Origin of the sequence: Arthrobacter sp. Edens01, assembly GCF_001307035.1 — a bacterium.
Classification (GTDB): Bacteria; Actinomycetota; Actinomycetes; order Actinomycetales; family Micrococcaceae; genus Arthrobacter_B.
In genome coordinates, this window is record NZ_LKIU01000006.1 from 109,030 (window position 1) to 129,021 (window position 19,992).

General features: G+C 66.3%; 17 protein-coding genes. 7 read left to right on the plus strand and 10 right to left on the minus strand.

All coding sequences use genetic code 11. The features are described from left to right. Positions 1 to 84: 84 nt before the first annotated feature. Positions 85 to 855 carry an SDR family oxidoreductase gene (locus AO716_RS15050; RefSeq protein ID WP_235472121.1) on the minus strand — a complete coding sequence of 257 codons (771 nt, stop codon included), beginning with the start codon at positions 853 to 855 and terminating at the stop codon, positions 85 to 87. 173 nt (positions 856 to 1,028) lie between these two features. Here AO716_RS15050 and AO716_RS15055 point away from each other — a divergent pair, with 173 nt between their 5' ends. Together AO716_RS15055 and AO716_RS15060 are read left to right on the plus strand one after the other, a co-directional pair. After that, a complete protein-coding gene (locus AO716_RS15055) occupies positions 1,029 to 2,852 on the plus strand; it encodes an L-lactate permease (protein WP_235472122.1) in 1,824 nt (607 codons plus the stop codon). 22 nt (positions 2,853 to 2,874) lie between these two features. Then, a complete protein-coding gene (locus AO716_RS15060) occupies positions 2,875 to 4,263 on the plus strand; it encodes an FAD-binding oxidoreductase (RefSeq protein WP_235472123.1) in 1,389 nt (462 codons plus the stop codon). An 11-nt stretch (positions 4,264 to 4,274) separates the two neighbouring features. On the opposite strand, the gene AO716_RS15065 is transcribed toward AO716_RS15060, so the two are convergent. From AO716_RS15065 to AO716_RS15090, 6 genes are all read right to left on the minus strand, one after another. Then, complete coding sequence (locus tag AO716_RS15065) at positions 4,275 to 5,672, minus strand: collagen-like protein (RefSeq protein WP_055242476.1); 1,398 nt, start codon at positions 5,670 to 5,672, stop codon at positions 4,275 to 4,277. Positions 5,673 to 5,933: 261 nt separating this feature from the next. After that, entirely contained in the window at positions 5,934 to 8,426 is a 2,493-nt protein-coding gene (locus tag AO716_RS15070; protein WP_055242478.1) for an MMPL family transporter, read from the minus strand. Positions 8,427 to 8,500: 74 nt separating this feature from the next. Further along, positions 8,501 to 9,145: a TetR/AcrR family transcriptional regulator gene (locus AO716_RS15075; RefSeq protein ID WP_055242480.1), complete on the minus strand. Its 645-nt coding sequence runs from the start codon at positions 9,143 to 9,145 to the stop codon at positions 8,501 to 8,503. Between the two features lie 36 nt (positions 9,146 to 9,181). Beyond that, positions 9,182 to 9,463, minus strand: coding sequence for a hypothetical protein (locus AO716_RS15080; protein ID WP_055242482.1), 282 nt, complete (start codon positions 9,461 to 9,463; stop codon positions 9,182 to 9,184). Positions 9,464 to 9,517: 54 nt separating this feature from the next. Further along, positions 9,518 to 12,283 (minus strand): molybdopterin-dependent oxidoreductase, encoded by a 2,766-nt coding sequence (locus tag AO716_RS15085; RefSeq protein WP_055242484.1) that lies wholly within the window; start codon positions 12,281 to 12,283, stop codon positions 9,518 to 9,520. A 5-nt stretch (positions 12,284 to 12,288) separates the two neighbouring features. Then, positions 12,289 to 13,122 carry an FAD binding domain-containing protein gene (locus AO716_RS15090; protein WP_055242486.1) on the minus strand — a complete coding sequence of 278 codons (834 nt, stop codon included), beginning with the start codon at positions 13,120 to 13,122 and terminating at the stop codon, positions 12,289 to 12,291. 417 nt (positions 13,123 to 13,539) lie between these two features. Here AO716_RS15090 and uraD point away from each other — a divergent pair, with 417 nt between their 5' ends. The 4 genes from uraD to AO716_RS15110 all read left to right on the plus strand — a co-directional run bounded on the left by uraD (position 13,540) and on the right by AO716_RS15110 (position 16,240). Continuing rightward, on the plus strand, positions 13,540 to 14,055 hold the full coding sequence (uraD, locus tag AO716_RS15095) for a 2-oxo-4-hydroxy-4-carboxy-5-ureidoimidazoline decarboxylase (protein ID WP_055242489.1): 516 nt from the start codon (positions 13,540 to 13,542) through the stop codon (positions 14,053 to 14,055). After that, positions 14,052 to 14,387, plus strand: a complete 336-nt coding sequence (uraH, locus tag AO716_RS15100) for a hydroxyisourate hydrolase (RefSeq protein ID WP_055242491.1) — start codon at positions 14,052 to 14,054, stop codon at positions 14,385 to 14,387. Before uraD ends, uraH begins: the two co-directional genes overlap by 4 nt. 2 nt (positions 14,388 to 14,389) lie before the next feature. Further along, positions 14,390 to 15,304, plus strand: a complete 915-nt coding sequence (pucL, locus tag AO716_RS15105) for a factor-independent urate hydroxylase (protein ID WP_055242493.1) — start codon at positions 14,390 to 14,392, stop codon at positions 15,302 to 15,304. A 90-nt stretch (positions 15,305 to 15,394) separates the two neighbouring features. Next, a complete protein-coding gene (locus tag AO716_RS15110) occupies positions 15,395 to 16,240 on the plus strand; it encodes an HpcH/HpaI aldolase/citrate lyase family protein (protein WP_055242495.1) in 846 nt (281 codons plus the stop codon). A gap of 21 nt (positions 16,241 to 16,261) precedes the next feature. Here the strand turns inward: AO716_RS15110 and rraA are convergent, their stop codons facing one another. Both rraA and AO716_RS15120 read right to left on the minus strand, forming a co-directional pair. Beyond that, on the minus strand, positions 16,262 to 16,729 hold the full coding sequence (gene rraA / locus AO716_RS15115; RefSeq protein WP_055242496.1) for a ribonuclease E activity regulator RraA: 468 nt from the start codon (positions 16,727 to 16,729) through the stop codon (positions 16,262 to 16,264). Positions 16,730 to 16,805: 76 nt separating this feature from the next. Further along, complete coding sequence (locus tag AO716_RS15120; RefSeq protein WP_055242499.1) at positions 16,806 to 17,372, minus strand: TetR/AcrR family transcriptional regulator; 567 nt, start codon at positions 17,370 to 17,372, stop codon at positions 16,806 to 16,808. Positions 17,373 to 17,510: 138 nt separating this feature from the next. On the opposite strand from AO716_RS15120, the gene AO716_RS15125 reads away from it, so the two are divergent. Further along, positions 17,511 to 19,262, plus strand: coding sequence for an MFS transporter (locus tag AO716_RS15125; RefSeq protein WP_235472124.1), 1,752 nt, complete (start codon positions 17,511 to 17,513; stop codon positions 19,260 to 19,262). Positions 19,263 to 19,541: 279 nt separating this feature from the next. On the opposite strand, the gene AO716_RS15130 is transcribed toward AO716_RS15125, so the two are convergent. Then, the gene (locus AO716_RS15130; protein WP_055242501.1) at positions 19,542 to 19,982 is read right to left on the minus strand and encodes a universal stress protein; all 441 of its coding nucleotides are present in this window, start codon (positions 19,980 to 19,982) and stop codon (positions 19,542 to 19,544) included. Positions 19,983 to 19,992: the final 10 nt, after the last annotated feature.

Consider the following 19,992-nt stretch of genomic DNA (forward strand, 5'->3'; position numbering starts at 1 on the left):
TCGAGAGGCCAGTTACGGCTCTTTTCAGCCTCGAAAACAGCCGTAACTGGCCTCTCGGCGGAAGGGAGGGGGCGGGGCGAGGAACTAGCCGCGGCCGAGGAACGGCATGCCCGCAGCGGTCAGCACCACTGATCCGGGATTGGCCGAGGCGGGCAGCTCCGCCATGAACAGCACAGTGCGTGCCGCTTCTTCCGCGGGGAAGGTCGGCTCCACCTTGCGGCTGCCGTCCGGCTGGAGGGCGCCGCCGGTAGTGATCCCGGCCAGCAGCTCGGTGGCTGCGTTGCCGATGTCGATCTGCGCGCAGCTGATCCCGTATGCGCGCCCGTCCAGATCGATCGACTTGGTGAGTCCGGTAACCGCGTGCTTCGTGGCGGTGTAGGCGGCGGCCAGCGGCCGGGGCGCGATTGCGGAGAGTGAGCCGTTGTTGATGATCCTGCCGCCGGGCGGGTCCTGCGCCTTCATCTGCCGGACTGCCGCTGCCGCACAGAGCATGGTGCCGGTCAGGTTCACGGCGACCGTCTCATTCCAGTCGGCAAGGCTGATCTGGTCCACTGACCCGGACGGACCGAAGCTGCCGGCATTGTTGAACAGCACATCCACCCGGCCGAACCTGTCCGCGGCCTCGCGGAAAAGGCGGTCGACGTCGCCGGGCTGCGTAACGTCCGCCGGGACCACCAGGGCCCGGGCATCGCCGTCGGCCGTTTCCTGCAGTGCCTCCTCGCGGCGGCCGGCCAGAACAACCTGCCAGCCTGCGTCCAGGAACTCCCTGGCGGTGGCCCGCCCAATCCCCGATCCGGCTCCGGTAATGACCGCCGTCCGCAACCCCTCAAAACCCATGACCATATCCTGCCCCATTCACCGAGATGGCAGAAACTGCACGTTTCAGCGCTGAAACGTGCACTTCCTGCTATCTCGGGGGAAAGAAGCCCAAGGGCGTTGACCGCCGGGAACTGCGCGCCTAGTGTCGACGCAACTTGTGAACGGGCAGGACCGGAACCAACCGGCCCAGCAAAAACAAAGGGGTTTTTGTGCATATTCCGGCTGCGCAGTATGAACAGGTCCTCGATCCAATCGGCGACTCCCTGGTGCTCTCCGCCATCCTCGCCGCTCTTCCTCTGCTGCTGCTGTTCGTGATGCTCGGCGTCTTCCGGCTCAAGGCCTACCAGGCGGGGATCATCTCCCTGGTGCTGTCCATCCTCCTGGCGCTCTTTGGCTGGGGCATGCCGCTGGACCAAACCCTCTCCGCCACCGCCCTGGGCGCGTTCTACGCCATCTTCCCGATCCTCTGGATCCTCATCAACGCACTGTGGATCTACAACCTCACGGTGGCCACACCATGGTTCGACGTTCTGGGCCGCACTATCCGCTCAATCTCCGACGACCTGCGCATCCTGTCGATCCTGATTGCCTTCTGCTTCGGTGCGCTGCTCGAATCGCTCGCCGGTTTTGGTGCCCCCGTGGCGATCGCTGCGGCCATGCTGATGGCTGCCGGGATGAAACCGCTGAAGTCGGCGATCGTGGCGCTGCTGGCCAACACCGCGCCGGTGGCTTTCGGTGCCATGGCCGCTCCGATCATTGCGCTGAACGGCGTCACCGGCATTCCGCTGCAGGAATTGTCTTCCATGACCGGACGGCAGACGCCGTTCATTGCACTCGTGGTCCCGTTGATCCTGGTCTTCCTGGTGGACGGCAAGCGCGGCGTCCGCCAGACCTGGCCGGTGGCTCTCGTGGCCGGAGTCGTATTTGGGCTGGCACAGTTCGTGGCCTCGAACTTCTTCGTGGTGGAACTGACCGACGTGGTCGCAGCAGTGGCCACGGTCATTGCCGTTCTGCTGATGCTGCGGGTCTGGCAGCCAAAGGAACTGATTGGCATGTCCGGGGAATCAATGAACGACGACGCCGGTGCGGCGCGCGGTGCAGGTGCCGGAGAACTCGCTGCCGAAGAGGGCACTGACACCCTCACCCGCACAGGCGGCGACGGCAGCACGGCTCCGGGCCACGGAGGTGCGGGCAGCAGCGCTGCAGGCGGAGACGAAACTGGATCAGCCGGAGTGGACAGCGGAGCAAGCGGGTCCGCAGGAGACAGCGACCGTGACAACACCCGGCCGCCGGCGCGCAGCGTCTGGCTCTCCGTTGCCCCGTACCTGATCATCATCGTGGTCTTTTCCCTGGCACAGATTCCTCCGATTAAGGCCTGGCTGACCCAGGTGGGCGGCGTGACCTTCCACTGGCCGGGCCTGGACGTGGTGAATTCCTCCGGTGATCCCGTAGGCGCGCAGAACCTCCGTTTCGACCACCTCAAGGCCACCGGCACGCTGCTGCTGATCTCCGGCATCCTGACGATGATCCTGTACCGCATTGCACCGGCCAAGGGCGTCCGGATCTACGGGGAGACCCTGAAGACCCTGCGCTGGACCATCGTCACGGTGTGTTCGGTGCTCGCACTCTCCTTCGTCATGAACCTGTCCGGCCAGACCACCACCCTGGGAGTCGCGCTTGCCTCTGCCGGCGGCTTCTTCGCCTTGCTCTCGCCTCTGCTCGGGTGGATCGGTGTGGCCCTCACCGGCTCCGACACGTCGTCGAACTCCCTCTTCGGCCAGCTGCAGGTTGCTGCTGCCGAGGAGACCGGCCTCTCACCCACCCTGATGGCCGCGGCGAACTCCTCCGCCGGTGTGCTGGGCAAGATGCTCTCGCTGCAGAACCTGGCCATTGCTGCAGCCGCCGTTGGGCTCAATGGCGTGGAGGGCACCCTGCTGCGCAAACTGATCGGCTGGTCGCTGGGCCTGCTGGTCCTGATGACCCTGCTGATCTGGCTGCAGTCCACGCCGGTGCTCGGCTGGATGGTGCCGTAAGTTGCCAATGCAAGGAGAACCTGTGAGCACTGAGTCCCTGAACGCTCCCGGCATTCCTGTCGCGGAAGGGGCCGCAGCAGTGCTCAGCGCAGCAGCCCGGTCTTCCGTGGAGCACGAGCACCGGTTGAAAGCGAGTACGGACCGATCCGGCTTCGTGGCTGACAGCCTTCCGGAGGGCGTGGTCTTCGCCCAGGACGCCGGGGAAGTGGCGGACGTCCTGCGCATGGCGACCAGGCACGGCGTCCCCGTGGTTCCCCGCGGAGCCGGAACCGGGCTGGCCGGAGCCTCTTCGGCCAGGCAGGGCGAGGTGGTGCTGGACGTGTCCGGCATGAACCGGATCCTGCGGATCGACCCCGAAGAGCAGCTGGCAGTGGTGCAGCCCGGAGTGTTGAACGCTGAACTGAACGCCGCTGCCGCCGAGTACGGGCTCTTCTACGCACCGGACCCGGCCAGCACCGCGATCTGCTCCATCGGCGGGAACATCGCCACGAACGCCGGGGGGATGCGCTGCGCCAAGTACGGTGTCACCAGGGAAGCTGTCCTGGCCCTGCGCGTCATCCTCGCAGACGGACGCGAACTGCGCACCGGACGGGAAACCATCAAGGGAGTTAGCGGCTACGACCTCAACGCCCTGATGATCGGGTCCGAAGGCACACTCGGCGTCGTCGTCGAGGCAACCCTGCGGCTGCGCCCGCTGCCCGTACAGACCGCCACGGTTGCAGCCTTCTTCCCGAACGTTGAACAGGCCGCCCGGGCGGCGTCGGCCGTTGTTGCGGCCCGGATCCAGCCGTCCATGATGGAGCTGATGGACGGGCAGACCCTGGAAGCAGTGGACGCTGCACTGGGCACGGACTACCGCTCCCGCGGCGCGTCGTTCCTGCTGGTGCAGACAGACGGCCATGGCGCGTTCCTGGAACAGGACGTGGTCATGGACGCCGTGTCACCGTTCGGGATCTGCGAGCGGGCCGTCGACGACGAGCAGGCTGCCGCACTGGTAACCGCCCGTCGGGAGGCCATCCCCTCCCTCGAAAAGCTCGGCCGGGTCTCGATTGGGGACATTGGGGTGCCGCGCGGGAAGCTGGCCGAAGTCGTCGCGGGGCTGGAAGACATCGCCGAACGCACCGGGGTGCGCATCTTCACCATCGCCCACGCGTCGGACGGAAACCTGCACCCGATGATTGTGATGGAGCCGGAGGACTCCGTGACCGAGGGGCCGCCAAAGGCAGCGCTGGGCGAGATGTTCCACCTGGCCAAGTCCCTGGGCGGCACACTGACCGGAGAGCACGGCATTGGCCTGCTGAAGCGTGACTGGCTCCAGGAGGAGCTCGGTGACGTTTCGCTCGAAGTCATGCACACCATTCGGCAGGCACTGGACCCGCTGGGCATCCTCAATCCGGGGAAGGCGATCTAGGAGCCGGTGGCTCACTCGAAGAGCAGTGAGACGCGCAGGTTCTCAATGGGGGCGGGCCCCACGCCGCGAACCCACAGGACGAGCTTCTGGTTCTGCGCCACGGCCAGTGATCCAGTGCGCCCACATTGGGAGGTAGTAGTGCAGGACATGGCGGGTTGGAACAGGCCGTCACGGACGAGGTACACGTCGATGCTGCTGCTCCGTTCCGTCATCTCGACTCTCATCTCCGTGATGGTCCCGGCGCGCGGCATTCGAATTTCGTTAGCGGCTCGCGAGCTGGAGGGAGCCACCGAGCCGGAGATCGGGAAGTAAGCCGCAGCGTCGGCGAAAGCTGCGGGATCTATGGTGCCGGGCAGGAAGCTGACGAAGACCGTCCCGGCCCCGGCCGGACCCTGTGGACCCTGGGGCCCCTGCGGCCCGACCGGCCCTGCAGCACCTTCGGGTCCCTGTGGTCCGACCGGCCCTGCAGCACCTTCGGGTCCCTGTGGTCCGGCTGGCCCGATGGGTCCGGTATCGCCGGTGTCGCCCTTGTCGCCCTGCGGTCCGGCTGGCCCCTGCGGGCCAGTTTTTCCCTGAGGCCCAACAGATCCTGCCGCACCTGTTGGACCCGCAGCGCCAGTTGACCCCGCGGGTCCCTGCGCACCGGGATCGCCCTGCACACCTTGGGGACCCATGGGTCCCTGCGGGCCGATCAGGCTCTGTGCACCGACCGGCCACGTGCCCGCCGTCTTGGGGCCGTAGATGGCGAAGGTTGTGGTGTCCAAATAGAAGTCGCCGTCGGCCCCCAGGGAGCTGGCCGGACTTCCGGAACCGTTGTGGATGCTGTTGCCGTCCCGGCCGGGCAGGCCGGCCGGCCCGGGCTCTCCAGCCGGCCCGGCAGGCCCTGGTGCCCCACTGGGCCCAGCAGCGCCCGGTGCTCCGGCTGGACCGGTTGCGCCCTGTTCGCCGGAGGGGCCGGTTGCACCCTGCTCGCCCGCTGGTCCGTTAGCACCAGTTGAACCGGCGGGTCCTGCGGCTCCCGCCTGGCCGGCGGCCCCAGCCAGACCGGCGGGTCCCGCTGCGCCCGCCTGTCCCGGAGCCCCGGCAGGTCCGGATGCTCCCGGCTTCCCGTCTGTTCCGGGTTCTCCCGTGTCGCCCTTGGGTCCCTTGGCATCGGCTGAAGCCGTGGCGGCGATGGGGGGGACTGCACTGTCAGCTCCGGCAGCCAGCCAGGAAACCGGGACTCCGTCGGGGCCGCAGTTCAGATCCCCCGCGGACGTGGCGATGCTGGTGAACTGCAGTGTGCTCTCGTCCAGACATGCGTGATAGGAAGCCGCGTCGGACGACGCCGGGGTGCAGGCAGTGAGCACCAGGGCTACAGCCGCCGCAGCAGCGATAGCCGATAGAGGGGAGGAAACGGAGCGGTTCAAAGAGATCTCCTGAGTCAGCTTTCGGGACAATGCAGGGAGATCGGCCGCAGAACCTGCGCTTGGTGCGGTCCTCCCCCAGCGGGAACCGCAAGCCGTACTCAAATAGACGAAGGCCAAGTTTAGACAACGTCCAGATCAGTTATATTCCATCATTTGGATTGAGTCCAGAAATTTACGCGTGTCTGGCAGGAATGACGTGCCGCAGAAAAAAACAGCAGCCGCCCCAAAAGGGGGCAGCTGCTGTTTTTGCGGGAACGGAGGCTAGCTCCGGTTCGCGGGTTCGGGTTCCCGATGGTCAACATGCGGGTGCCGGCGCTCCAGCGAGGCGCCTTCGACGTCGACATCCGGCAGGATCTTGTCCAGCCACTTCGGCAGCCACCAGGCCTTGTCCCCGGCGAGGTGCATCAGTGCCGGGATCAGGAGCATGCGGACCACAAAGGCATCCAGCAGCACGCCGAAGGCCAGGGCGAAGCCGATCGGCCGGATCATGGCGCTGTGCGAGAAGACGAACCCGCCGAAGACCGAGACCATGATGATCGCGGCGGCGGTGACCACGGCGCGTCCGGCACGGACGCCCTGCACAACGGCGACGCGCGACGGCGCGCCGTGGGCGTACGCCTCCCGCATGCCGGAGCCGATGAAGAGCATGTAGTCCATCGCCAGGCCGAACAGGATGCCCACCAGGATGGTCGGCAGGAAGTTCAGGATCGGGCCGGGAGTCTCCACATTGAAGACCGGCGCAAACCAGCCCCACTGGTAGATCGCGACGACGCCGCCCAGGGCACCGAAGTAGGAGAGCACAAAGCCGAGCGTGGCGATGATCGGCACATAGATGGACCGGAACACCAGGATCAGGATCAGCAGGGACAGGCCCACCACCACGCCGAGGTAGATCGGCAGGGCGTCGGAGAGTTTGTCCGAGATGTCGATGTTGCCGCTGGCGGTGCCGGCGACGCCGATCTCGTACTCGCCATTCAGCGGGGACATGTCCCGCAGCGTGTGTACCAGGTTCTCGGTGGACTCGCTGGTGGGGCCTTCCTCGGGAACCACCTGGAACGCCACGGTGCTGCCGTCCTCGGAGGAACCGACGGGGGCAACTGCGGACACGCCGTCCTGGTCGAACAGGATTCCGGCAATCTCGGCCTGGATCTCGGTCGCTTCGGCTTCCGTCGGCTCACCCGGGAGTTCCGCGACCACCAGCAGGGTGCCGTTCTGGCCCTCGCCGAACTTCTCCGAGAGCGCCGAGTAGGCCCGGTACTGCGTGGAGTCGTGGGCTTCGGAGGAACCGTCCGGAAGGCCGGTGCGCAGGTCCAGTGACGGAACCGCAATGAACAGCAGCGCCGCGATGGACACCAGTGCGGTGAGCACGGCGGTCAGCGTGGACATCGGCTTCACCGGGGCCGCGGCAGGCTTGGGCGCTTCCGCTGCCGCGGAGATGGAGGCACGTTCCTTCTTGCTGAGAATCCGGATGCCCACGAGCTTCAGCATGGCCGGAGTCAGAGTCACCGCAATCATCACGGCGATCGCGATGCAGGCCGCGCCGACCGTACCCATCAGGCCCAGGAACGGAATGCCGGTGATGTTCAGCGCCAGCAGCGCGATCAGCACGGTGGCACCGGCGAAAACAACCGCGTTGCCGGAGGTGCCGTTGGCCAGGGCAATGGATTCCTCGACGTCGTAGCCCTGCTTGAGCTGGCGGCGGTGGCGGTTGACGATGAACAGCGTGTAGTCGATGCCGACGGCCAGACCGAGCATGAGGCCCAGCACCGGGGTTACGGAGATCATTTCGACGACGCCGGAGAACGCCAGCGCGCCGAGCGCACCGATTCCGACGCCGATCAGGGCGGAGAGCAACGGCAGGCCGGCACCGATCAGCGTGCCCAGCATGATGATCAGCACCACGGCAGCGACGATCAGGCCGATGACTTCGCCTATGCCGACAATGCTGGGGATGCCCTGGGCAATATCGGTGGAAAAGTCGGTGCTCACGCCCTCGACCGGCGCATCCTCAAAGACGGCAACCAAGTCGTCCTTGGTTTCCTGCGTGATCTCCATCTGCGGGTCTTCGAAGACAACCGTGAGGATCGCGGTGCTGCCGTCCTCGGAAACCATCCGGATGTTGGCAGACATTTCCAGCAGGGCAGCACCCTGCTCCAGCTGCGGGGCCTGTTCCTCAGCGGTGGCCGCCGATGATTCGAGTTCTGCCCGGCCGGCGTCGATCTGGGCCTGCTGGGCATCGAGCTGCGGAGCTGCCATCGGCAGCATCCCGGCGGCTTCAGCCTGGGCGCGCGCCGCGTCCAGCTGGGCCTGTCCGGCGTCGAGCTCTGCCCGGGCTGCTTCGAGCTGGGCGCGGCCGGCATCGAGCTGGGCCTGGCCCTCTTCGAGCTGGCGGGCCTGCTCTTCGCGCTGTGCCTCGGTGGCGAACGGGTCAACGGCATTCTCGACGCCGTCCACCTCCTTCGCATCTTCCGCCAATGCGGCAATGGCTTCCCGCTGTTCGGCGGTGAACTCCGAGCCGTCTTCGGTCTGGAAGACCACGGAACCGGTTCCGCCGGAAGCTTCGGGCAGTTCCTGCTGCAGCCGGTCGGTAACCTGTGTCGTCGGCGTGTTCGGAATGGAGATTGCCGTGGAAAGCGTGCCGCCGAACAGTGCGAAGGCGGCTCCGCAAATGACAAGCACCCCGATCCACAGTGCTAGGACGGAGCGGGCACGCTTGGCGGCGGCCCGTCCGAGGCGGTAAAGGAATTCAGCCATTGGTGGTCCTTATCGAAATCATGGGTTCTGCTGCGGACGGGGCGGCGGGGGTGAACCGCCGCGAGCGAAAACTTTTAAGACCGGCTCGGGGGTGTGCCCGCACCGGTGCCGGTGCGCAGAGCTGCGACGAGCCGCTGGATCAGCTCAATCCAGGCGGTGCGGGAGTCAGGGGTATCTATGGCTCCGGTCTGGGCGCACCAGCGTTCATAAAGCACGCTGATTCCCCCTGCAAAGGTGCCGACCAAAAGCTGGATGTCTTCCGGATCCGCTTCGGGATGCCGGGATACGAGGGCAGCCATCACCTGGTCCCCGGCCATGGTGACCGAGCGGAAAGCCATAATGGCCTGCTGTGGTGAGGAGCGTGAGTCCGCGCGGCCAAGGACCTGGGTCAGGTAGGAGACCGCTTCGATGAACCGCGGTGAGCTCACCAGATCGACGAGGTCGTCGAGGGGTGAGTAGCCCGCCGGTGCAGTGCCTTCCGGCAGCATCAGGGACGAAGCGACGACGTCGGTGCCCACCTCGGTGACAACATCATCCAGGGAGGCAAAGTGGTTGAAGACGGTGCGCCGGGAGACGTCGGCCCGCTGTGCGAGCTCATCCACGGAAAAGTCGGTTCCACGGCGTTCGGACAGCAGGGCGGCGCAGGCGTTCACTATTGCCTGGCGGTGCCGGCTTTTGATGGCGGACCTGCGGTCGGGGGCGGAACTGGCTGGAAGCACACTCCTACACTAAGTGCATCGTTGCACCGGGTGCAACTACTCCCGTTCGGGTTCTGATGCCTCCGATGCACGGCTGGCGGCAGCGGGCTTCCGCGATCCCAGGAAATGCACCAGCACACCTGCGCCGATCAGGGTAACCGCCGCGCCTCCGTAGACGGTGGCCAGCGAGTACACACCGTCAGGGGCTCCTGAAAACAACCTGCTGAGAAGCCCGGGAATCTGCGGACCGGCGAACAGGAGCACCGTCAGCAGCGGCCCCCCGGTTAACCAGCCGCGGCGGCCGGGCTGCGTGTTCTTCCCGCTGCTCTGCTCACTCATGGCTTAAGTCTTCCAGATTTCAGGCCCGTCCGTTTCCACAGCTGCCGGCTGTGCTCACTGAACTGTGAGCGGGCGGGCTGGAACACCGGCGCCCCGCAGCGCCAGGTATACCCGGTCGCGGGCAAACGGCGGCCGGGTGAACCGCAGCCCGGTGGCATCACGCAGGGCGTTGGCCAGTGCCGGGACCACGGGGTTGAACGGACTTTCGCTCATCGATTTGGCGCCGAGGGGACCCAGGGAATCACTGGTGGAGGCGAAGAGAACTTCAGTGCGCGGCACATCGGCGAAGGCAGGCACGTGGTACTGGCGCAGAACCCGTGTCTGGACCTCACCGGAACGGTCCACCAGCACTTCCTCGAAGAGGGCAGCGCCGATCGCCTGCGCCACACCGCCTTCGATCTGTCCGCGGCACTGCAGCGGGTTGACCACCACTCCGGCGTCGGCGGCCTGCACACTCTGCAGGATCCGAATCTCCCCGGTGGACGGGTCCACGGCCACGCGGAAACCCTGGACATTGAACGCCACGGAGCGCGGTGTGCCGCCCCAGCGCCCCTCCGCCGCCAGCTCGACGCCGGCCTCCGCGGCCCGCAGGTAAACTTCCGCCAGCGGCACGCGTTCGTCCCCGCAGGCCACCGCGTCCGCCTCAAGACTGACCTGTGCAGAGGTGTTCCGGAACAGCGACGCCGCGAACCCCTGCAGTTTCGTTGCCAGTTCAGCAGCTGCGGCGAGCGTTGCCTTGCCGGCGACAACGGTGCCGGTGGAGCCGTAGGCGCCCGTGTCGTGGTCCACGAGGTCCGTGTCCGACTGCCGGATGACAACGTTCTGCGGCAGCGTGGCCAGGGCAGTGCAGGCCAGCTGGGTATGGACGGTGGTGGTGCCGTTGCCGAATTCCGCTGTGCCGACGTCGAGCCCGTACCTTCCATCCGGCCGGAGGGCGATCCGGGTGTGGGCAACGTGTCCGCGCGGCGGCACGGTGTCGATCATGGCGACGGCGGTGCCCTCGCCCACCAGCCAGCCCGGACCCAGGTCCCCGCCGGAACGCAGGGGATCCTTGGCGCCGTCCTTGAGCGCGCCGCGGACCAGGTCCACGCATTCGTCCAGACCGTAGCTGCCGTAGAGCACGTCCCCGGCAGCTTCCGGCGAAGTGGAAAGCATTGGGTCGCCCTCAACCACCAAATTCCGGCGTTTGAACTCGAGCGGATCAAGGTCCAGCGTCCGGGCCAGTTCGTCCAGCGCCGACTCGATCGCGAAGATCATCTGGCTCAGCCCGTAGCCGCGGAAGGCGCCCGCCGGAACTGTGTTGGTATAGACGGCGCGGGCGTCCACTTTCTTGTTCGCACACCGGTAGACCGCCACGGACTCACCGCAGCCGTGGAACATCACGCCCGGCCCGTGGTTGCCGTAGGCACCGGTGTTGGTGGTTACGTCCACGGCCAGTGCGGTCAGCATGCCCTGCGCGTCAGCCCCGGCTTTGACCCGGACCCGGAAGGGATGCCGGGTGGTGGAGGCGGTGAACTGCTCCTCACGGCTCAGCTCAATCTGCACCTGCCTGCCCAGCCGAAGGGCAGCCAGCACCGCAACGTCCTCCACCAGGACTTCCTGCTTTCCTCCAAAGCCGCCGCCCACCCGACCGGAAACCACCCGGACCTTCTCCAGCTGCAGGTCGAACACCCGGCAGAGGGTGCGCCGAACCAGGAACGGCACCTGGGTGGACGTCCGCACAACCAGCCGTCCGTGCTCATCGAAGGAAGCGATTGCCGCATGGGTCTCCAAAGCCACGTGCTGCAGGCGCTGGCTGTAGTAGGTCCCCTCATGCACTGCCACGGCCGCGGCGAACCCGGCCTCGGGATTGCCCAGTTCAGCATGCAGTTCGGCGACGATGTTGCTGGGTGCCGGAGTGCCGACGCCGGGTTCTGCCGCCGCGGCCTCATGCAGCAGCGGCGCCCCGGGCGCCAGAGCTTCGTCCGGTTCGAACACTGCGGGCAGGATTTCGTAGTCGATCCGCAGTGCCCGGACCCCGGCCTCGGCAGCGGCCACCGAGGCTGCCGCCACCACAGCCACGCGCTGCCCCTTGAACCGCACGACGTCGTCGAGCACCCGGGTGTCAGCCGGGTCATCCGTGTGCAGTTCATGCTGGGCAGAGGAGAACCGGAGTGCGGGGGCATCCTCGTGGGTAAACACGGCCTCGACGCCCGGGACAGCCAGGGCGGCTGCGGCATCGATCGAAACGATCCTCGCATGGGCATGCGGTGACCTTGCCAGTGCCAGATGCAGCAGGTCCGGATAGGTGCCGGGAGGAACGTCCAGGGTGTAGCGGGCGGCACCGGTGACGATTGCGGGCCCCGCCGGCGCCGGAACGCTTTCACCCACGCCGCTTCCGCCGTCGTCAACGCGCTGCGTGCCGGCTACGGCGTCTTCCACAGCCCGGTAACCCGTGCAGCGGCAGAGGTTTCCTTTCAGCGCACGGGGAAGATCGGCCCGATCGGCCGGGCCGAATGCTGCAGCGGTCATGATCATCCCTGCGGTGCAGAAGCCGCATTGGAAGCCCTGGGCGGCCAGGAACTGCTGCTGCATCGGGTGCAGGATTCCGCCGTCGGCCAGTCCCTCGATAGTCGTCACGTCCCGGCCGTCGGCGCGGCGGGCGGGGTAGATGCAGCTGTGGACCGGCATCCCGTCAACGTGCACTGTGCATGCTCCGCAGTCGCCGGCGTCGCAGCCCTTCTTCACACCGGTGTTGCCCAGTTCCCGCAGGAACGTGCGCAGACACTGGCCCGGCGCCGGTTCGGCGTCTGTTGGCCTGCCGTTGACGGTGTAGCTCATGGAACTTACCCCTTTGGCTCTCCGGCCAGCTCGGACCGGATCTCCTCACTGAACTGTTCGGTCATGAACCGGCGCCATTCCGGCAGGCCGTGCACGTCGTCGTGATAGATCGAAAACGGAATGGCGGCCTCCAGCGCCCGGCACAGCTCCGGCGCGTCAGGAACCAGGTCAAACCGCAGCTGGACCGGGCGGATGGTGGCGGCCGTGACGGTGAGGACAAACGCACCGTCCGGATCCACCCGGCCAATAAGCAGCACGGCGGAACGTCCCAGGTTGGTCAGCGACTGGCGGCGCATTGCGGTACGTGATGCCAGGGCGTGCGCAGGAAGGGTGATGCTGCGCAGCAGCTCGCCGGGAGTGAGTGCAGTCTGCCCGTCGCCGGTGACGAGTTCGGCCACGGGAAGAGTCCGCCGGGTCCCGGCGGGGGAGAGGAGGAGCGCCTGGCCGTCCAGTGCTGCCGTGATGGCGGTCATTGGTCCGGCAGGCAGTGCAGTGCAGAGGTTGCCGCCTACGGTGGAAACGTTCCAGACCTTGTGGGAGGCGACGAACGCGTTGCAGCAGGGATGAATCAGGTCCAGGGCCGGCCAGCCGGCAGCGGCCGGGGGCAGGTCTGAAGCGAAGCCGTGAAGTTCGGCAATGGTGCAGGTGGCGGCGATCTCCAGGCCGGCTTCGCGCACCGTCAAAGGTTCCCAGCCGGCACCGCTAAGGTCCAGCAGCCGGCGCAGGGTTGAACTGCCGTTGGAAAAGAGCACCGTGCCGCCGGCCAGCCAGGCGTCGCCGGGGCGGTACTCAGCAGGATCGGCAGTGGGAATCAGTTCATCGACCGTGTTCAGATCCACTCCAGCTCGCTTTCCTTGCTTCCGGCCCTGCCGTACGGTTTTCCCACTTATATTCCGGGAACAACGGCAACCGTCAAATTGCCGGCGGGTAGGAGACTCGCCGGAGTAAACGATTCATAAAATCCCTGCATTCTGCTTTGTCCGGACCCGTAAATTGGATGGAGCCTACCACGCCTGAACACAGCCGTAACGGGTTTGCGCCAAGCCGTCTGAGCTGCAGGGGGAAACGGGTTGGACACCGGGGAATGAACCCATGCCGCAGCCTTGACACTGCCTTCACGGGAACTGAACAATGGGCGGACCATAAATGCGGCAGAGCACAACTTTCCTCGGAAACACCAAAACAAAAACCGCGCCTCAACCGTTGCCGGAAAAGCCGGTAACGGCGGTGAACGGCCTATTGAAAGACGGACATCCATGGACGCAGTTTCCCGGCTGGATTTTCTTGCCGAGTTCAACCAGGCGTCCTTTGACCGTGCCGAAGAAATGCTCCGGCCCTGCGTGGACCTGCCGCGCTGGACCTCGGAGATCTCCTTCGCCCGGCCGTTTGGCACCGGAGCGGAACTGGTCTCCTTTGCTGAACTTGCGGCTCCGGACTGGACTGAAACCGAAATAGACGCCGCACTCTCCCACCACCCCCGCATCGGCGAGCGGGCCTCAGGAGCCGGGCGCGAGGTGGAATTGTCCCGGGGTGAACAGGCCGGGATTGCGCTTTCCGCCGGCATTCGGGAGCAGCTGGTGGAAGGCAACCGGCGCTACGAAGAGCGGTTCGGGCGGGTCTTCCTGATCCGTGCTGCCGGGCGCAGCGCGGAGGAAATTCTGGCCGTCCTTTCCGAACGGCTGGAGAACACCGACGAAGCCGAACTCGCTGCCACGGCGGCCGCCCTGCGTGAAATTGCGATCCTTCGGCTGGAAGGACTGCTGAACGCATGACAAGCCGAATCACCACCCACGTACTGGACACCTCCACCGGGCGCCCGGCGCCCGGCATTCCGGTTTCCCTCCAGATCCGCGGAGACCTGGACTGGGAGGAGCTGGGCACCGGCACCACCGACGCCGACGGCCGGATTCCGGACCTGGGGCCGCAGGACCTGCCCTCCGGGTCCTATCGGCTTGAGTTCGCAACCGAAACGTACTTCGCCGCGGCGGGCACGCCGTCGTTCTTCCCATCCGTCACCGTGACGTTTACTGTCGCGGAGCAGGAGCACTACCACGTGCCCCTCTTGATCAGCCCGTTCGCCTACTCCACCTACCGGGGAAGCTGAGCATGGAATCCACCGAAAGCGCTGCCGTTGCGTCCCCGCGAATCATCCTGGGGTCGAACCAGTACGGGAAGGCTGAAGTCCGCCTGGTCAAAACCACCCGGGACACCGCGCGGCACAGCCTGGAGGACCTCAGCATCACCTCCCAGCTGCACGGTGATTTTGCTGCCGCGCACACCGAGGGGGACAACGCCCACGTCGTGGCGACTGATACGCAGAAGAACACCATCTACGCGTTCGCCCGGGTCGGGGTTGGTTCCCCGGAGGCGTTCCTGCTCCGCCTGGCGGATCACTTCACCTCGAGCTTCGACTGGGTCAGCGGCGGGCGCTGGGCCGCCGAGCAGTACTTCTGGAACCGGATTCACGGACACGACCACGCCTTCAGCAAGGACAAATCCGAGGTCCGTACCGCGGGGCTGCTTGTGGACGGAGCCGGCCGGCACCTGGTGGCGGGCATCAGCGGCCTCACCGTGCTGAAGACCACCGGCTCGGAGTTCCACGGTTTTCCGCGGGACCGCTACACCACCCTTGCCGAAACCACGGACCGGATCCTGGCCACGGACGTCACCGCCAAGTGGCGGTACTCGGATGTGGACGTACCGGATTTCAATGCCGCCTATGCCTCCGTGCGGTCCGCGCTGCTGGACGCGTTTGCGGATACACATTCCCTGGCCCTGCAGCAGAGTATGTTCCAGATGGGCCGTGCCGTGCTCGAAGCCCATCCGGGCATCGCCGAAGTGCGGCTCTCGCTGCCCAACAACCACCATTTCCTGGTCGATCTGGAACCTTTTGGACTGGATAACCCCGGCGAGGTCTTTTTCGCCGCCGACCGGCCCTATGGGCTGATCGAGGCTGCTGTGCTGCGGGAAGGCGCTGAAGAAAGCAACCCGGTGTGGAATACCATCGCGGGATTCTGCTGAGCAAACCAGGGGACTTTAGGGAAGTAACGGTGGTCACACCTTGGGTCCCTGCATTGGGGTATAGCCGGGCCGGAAAGTAGGCTCGACCGTATGGCTCCCTTCCGAAACAGCCGCGCTGCGGCGCTGCCCGCGAAACTGTCCCGTTCCTGGCTGCTGGCTTCTGCCGCGGACGAAGCGAATTTTGCTCCCGCGCTGGCCTCGGAAGCGGACTCTGTCGTGTTCGACATGGAGGATGCAGTACCCGCCGAAGGCAAGGCTGAAGCACGTGAGCGCGTGGTGGAGGCACTCTCCACCGGCATGACCGCCTGGGTGCGCGTCAACGGCATCGAAACCGACTACTGGGCCGATGACCTGGCCGCCCTTTCGAAGGCTCCCGGCCTGCGCGGCGTCATGCTGGCCATGACCGAGAAGCCGGAGCAGGTCACGCACACCGCCATGCGGCTGCAGGCCGGCACACCGGTGCTGGCGCTGGTCGAATCCGCGCTGGGCATCGAAAATGCGACGGCGATTGCCAGTGCGCCGGGCACGTTCCGGCTGGCATTCGGCGTCGGCGACTTCCGCCGTGACACCGGCGCCTCGGATGACCCCATGGCCCTGGCCTACGCGCGCTCCAAGCTGGTGGTTGCCTCCCGTGTTGGGCAGCTGCCCGGTCCGATCGACGGCCCGACGCCGGGAACGCTGGGTGAGAAGCTGCTCGATGCCTGCAAGGTGACAGCCTCGATGGGCATGACCGGCAAGCTTTGCCTGATGCCCGAAGCAGCGGACACCATTAACAAGGGCCTCTCGCCGAGTGAATCCGAGATCGTCTGGGCACACGAGCTGCTCGAAGCTCATGCTGCCGGAGCAGTGGTGGGTGACGGTTCCTACCTGCCCCGCCTGGCCCGTGCCCAGAAGATTTCTTCCCTCGCGGACTCCTACGGTCTCTGGAACGCCTAGCTCCGGACTGCACCGGCCGGGCTAGCGTTCGACCAGGATTCCGTCCTCGTCGGCGTAGAGCACGGCACCCGGGCGGAATGTCACGCCTCCGAACTCCACCGGCACGTCCACCTCGCCGACTGAGTCCTTGGCACTCTTGCGCGGGTTGGAACCCAGTGCCTTCACGCCCAGCGGCAGCTTTGCGACGGCGGCACGGTCACGGATCGGTCCGTGAATGACGACGCCGGCCCAGCCGTTGGCGACGGCGGACTCCGCAATCATGTCCCCCATCAGGGCGGTGTTCAGTGAGCCTCCGCCGTCGACCACCAGCACGGAGCCGTTGCCCGGTGAATTCAGGGTGGACTTCACCAGGCCGTTGTCCTCATGGCAGCGGATGGTGCGCACGGGGCCGGTGAAGCGGGTGCGGCCGCCCAGGTCCTGGAACTGGAGGGAGACCGAGGCCAGCGCTTCGCCGTGTTCGTCATAGAGGTCTGCTGTGCTCTTTTCCATGGCACATACTGTGCCACAGCCCACATTTTGTTACGGGGACGGCGCCGGCACCGGCACCGGCCACGGTGCCCGCTGGTTAGGCGTGCTTCGCCGCAGCCTGGGCCTTGAGCAGGTCCACAACCTGCAGCAGTTCCTCCACTGACCCCGAGGTGGGGGAATTCTCGTCCTGCGGCCAGCCTCCGGGAAGGCCTTCGTTGTAATACAGGCCGTCGCCCAGCAGCATGATCGCTCTGGCAATGGCGCGGTCGCCGACTTCCACGAGCACCAGGTCGAACCAGTCGCGGTGGATCTGCTGCAGCAGCTCGGAGGCAGCGGCGTCGTTGGCCTGCGCCAGGCGGACCGCCGCAATCAGGGCGCGGTCCAGGCCGCTGTCCACATAGACGGAGGTGCGGACCAGGAAGCGCGCCGGACCTTCGGGGTCTGTGCGCATCCGTTCCAGATCGGCCGCGGCCAGGACCCGCAGCCGGTCCAGGAGGCCCGCCGCCAGGGCTTCCTTGTTCTTGAAGTGGTACAGCAGCCCACCCTTTGAGACCCCGGCCAGTGCGGTCACGGCGTCGAGAGTGGCACCGCGAGGGCCTTCATTTATGAGCAGTTCCTCATAGGCGGAGAGGACGCGCTCGCGGGCGGGGATCTGTTCAGGCATGGCTTTACGCTACGCCATCCGATGCTGTACAGTCTAGACGGTACAGTAACGTACGGGTTGGCCCCGGCGGTTGCTGGCATGTCTTTTTAACCCATCAGTTTTCGGCAGGCGGAGCCCTGCCAAGTCCAAGGAGGAATTGTGCCTGCGGTACAGGAACGGCCCGTGCTTCAGCGGGCCGGAAAGCGTGAATGGCTGGGACTGGCGGTGCTGATGCTCGCCGTCCTGCTGGTAGCGGTAGACAACACCGTGCTCAGCTTTGCCGTCCCGTCCCTGTCCCGTGCCCTGGCGCCGACCGGGACGGAACTGCTCTGGATCATCGACATCTATGCGTTGATCCTGGCTGGCCTGCTGGTCCCGATGGGCAGCCTGGGGGACAGGCTTGGACGGCGGAAGCTGCTCATGATCGGTACAGCCGGGTTTGGGCTGGTCTCCGTCGCGGCGGCGTTCGCACCCACGGCCGGCGCCCTGATTGGCGCCCGTGCCCTGCTCGGCTTCTTCGGCGCCATGCTGATGCCGGCCACGCTCTCCATCATCCGAAACATGTTCGTGGTGCCCGGCCAGCGCCGCATCGCGATCGCCGTCTGGGCAGCCGGTTTCTCCGGCGGCGCAGCGCTTGGCCCGATCGTGGGCGGAACCCTGCTGGAGCACTTCTGGTGGGGCTCGGTTTTCCTTCTCGCCGTGCCGGTGCTGATTCCGCTGCTGGTCTTCGGTCCGCGGCTGCTGCCCGAATCCCGTGACCCCAAGCCGGGCAAGGTGGATCCGATCAGCATCCTGCTGGTCATGGCCACCATGTTCCCGCTGGTCTACGGCATTAAGTCCATCTCCACGCACGGACTCGACGCGTACGCCCTGGTTCCGATGGCTGCCGGCCTGCTGTTCGGCGTGGCTTTCGTGCGGCGCCAGCTCAGCCGTTCTGAGCCCATGCTGGATGTGCGGCTGTTCCGTAATCCGGTCTTTACCGGTTCCATCTCCGCGAACCTGCTCAGCGTCTTCGCACAGGTTGGCTTCATCCTCTTCCTCTCCCAGCACCTGCAGCTGGTCCTTGGGCAGACGCCGCGCGAAGCCGGTCTGATGATGCTCCCCGGCCTGATGCTGACCGTAGTCGCAGGCCTCGCCGTCGTCCGCATGGTCCGGTACGTGCGCCCGGCCTATGCCGTTGCCGGTGGTCTCGCGTTCAGTGCCGTCGGCTACACCGTAGTGCTGATGACCGGACACGACGACAGCCCGCTGGGGCTGGTGATCGCGTTTATGATCCTCGGCATCGGCGTCGGTTCCGCTGAGACCATCTCCAATGACCTGATCCTGGGCAGTGTTCCGCCGGCCAAGGCAGGTGCGGCGTCGGCCATTTCGGAAACCGCCTATGAGGTCGGTGCCGTCCTTGGCACCGCAGTGCTGGGCAGCATCCTCACTGCGGGTTACCGCAACGGGATCTCCCTGCCGGACGGCATGGATCCGGCCGCTGCGTCGGCCGCCTCGGAAACACTGGGCGGCGCCGTCGAGGCGGCGAAGACCCTTCCCGGCCCGCAGGCCGCAGAACTGCTGTCCTCCGCGCAGTCCGCCTTTGACTCGGGTGTGGTTGCGACCTCCCTCATCGGCATTGTGCTGATGGTGGCTGCTGCCGTCGGCGCCGTCTTCACGCTGCGCCGGGTGGCCGCGGACCAGGACTCGGCAATTGATGATGATGCTGCCGGTTCCGTCGTCGACGGGTCCGAAGCCGTGCATGCTGCGCCGGCGGCCTCCGCGTCGGCTCCGGCTGCCGTGTCTTCCAGCGGGGAGGACTCCAGTGGGGAAGCTTCCAGTGGGGGTGACTCCAGCGGGGAAGACCCTAGCGGGGACGACAGCGCGAAGGTCGACGAGCAGGCTGAGTGTGCGGCAGGGCAGCGCCGCTAGTTTCGCGGAGGAACCGGATCGGCCTGCCGGGCAATATCGTGTTGCCGGCGTGGGCTGGAGCTAGTTGGCATCCCGGCGGGTTCCCGTAGGCCCGGCTGAGCTCTCGTAGACCCGCGGGGATGTAACCGGATGTAACGGTGGCGGCGCGGGTTCTGCTCCGGTTCGGGACAGTCCTTCCGTTCCGGGACTTTCCTGCCGCTGCGCCGCGCAGGAAAGTCCCAAGCTGGCAGGGAAGTCCCAAAGCGGAGGGAAAAGGTGCCCTGAAGGAGCCCGAAGTGGTCAGTCCCGCTCGGTCGGGTGGACGATCAACACCGGACAGTGGGCGTGGGCTGCGGCGGCGGAGCTGACCGAGCCAAGCAGCAATCCGGCGAATCCGCCCCTGCCGCGGCTGCCAAGCACCAGCATCTCTGCGTCATTGCTGGCTTCGACCAGCACCGGAACAGGCTGCCCGGACACCACCGTCTTCTGCAGTCCTTCGGGAAGGTCTTCGCCGAAAGCTTCCTGTACGGTGTCGTCCAAGATGCTTTCCGCCTCCACCCGGGGCGACCATTCAGAGGATGCGATCGGAACGGCCAGCGCAACGGGATAGGACCAAACCGTCACCGCCTCGATCCGGCACTGCAGCAGGTCTGCCAGCCGCCGGGCTGTCCGCAGTGCCACCAGTGAGAGCGCCGAGCCGTCCACGCCGACCACGATTGGTTTACGGATGTCCTGTGCCATGGTTCCGATC

Bases quoted from the DNA above. Each gene is read 5' to 3' on its own strand.
- AO716_RS15050 (WP_235472121.1), bottom strand. From the start codon at position 855: ATGGGGCAGGATATGGTCATGGGTTTTGAGGGGTTGCGGACGGCGGTC.
- AO716_RS15070 (WP_055242478.1), bottom strand. From the start codon at position 8,426: ATGGCTGAATTCCTTTACCGCCTCGGACGGGCCGCCGCCAAGCGTGCC.
- AO716_RS15080 (WP_055242482.1), bottom strand. From the start codon at position 9,463: ATGAGTGAGCAGAGCAGCGGGAAGAACACGCAGCCCGGCCGCCGCGGC.
- AO716_RS15085 (WP_055242484.1), bottom strand. From the start codon at position 12,283: ATGAGCTACACCGTCAACGGCAGGCCAACAGACGCCGAACCGGCGCCG.
- uraD (WP_055242489.1), top strand. From the start codon at position 13,540: ATGGACGCAGTTTCCCGGCTGGATTTTCTTGCCGAGTTCAACCAGGCG.
- uraH (WP_055242491.1), top strand. From the start codon at position 14,052: ATGACAAGCCGAATCACCACCCACGTACTGGACACCTCCACCGGGCGC.
- pucL (WP_055242493.1), top strand. From the start codon at position 14,390: ATGGAATCCACCGAAAGCGCTGCCGTTGCGTCCCCGCGAATCATCCTG.
- AO716_RS15110 (WP_055242495.1), top strand. From the start codon at position 15,395: ATGGCTCCCTTCCGAAACAGCCGCGCTGCGGCGCTGCCCGCGAAACTG.
- rraA (WP_055242496.1), bottom strand. From the start codon at position 16,729: ATGGAAAAGAGCACAGCAGACCTCTATGACGAACACGGCGAAGCGCTG.
- AO716_RS15120 (WP_055242499.1), bottom strand. From the start codon at position 17,372: ATGCCTGAACAGATCCCCGCCCGCGAGCGCGTCCTCTCCGCCTATGAG.
- AO716_RS15130 (WP_055242501.1), bottom strand. From the start codon at position 19,982: ATGGCACAGGACATCCGTAAACCAATCGTGGTCGGCGTGGACGGCTCG.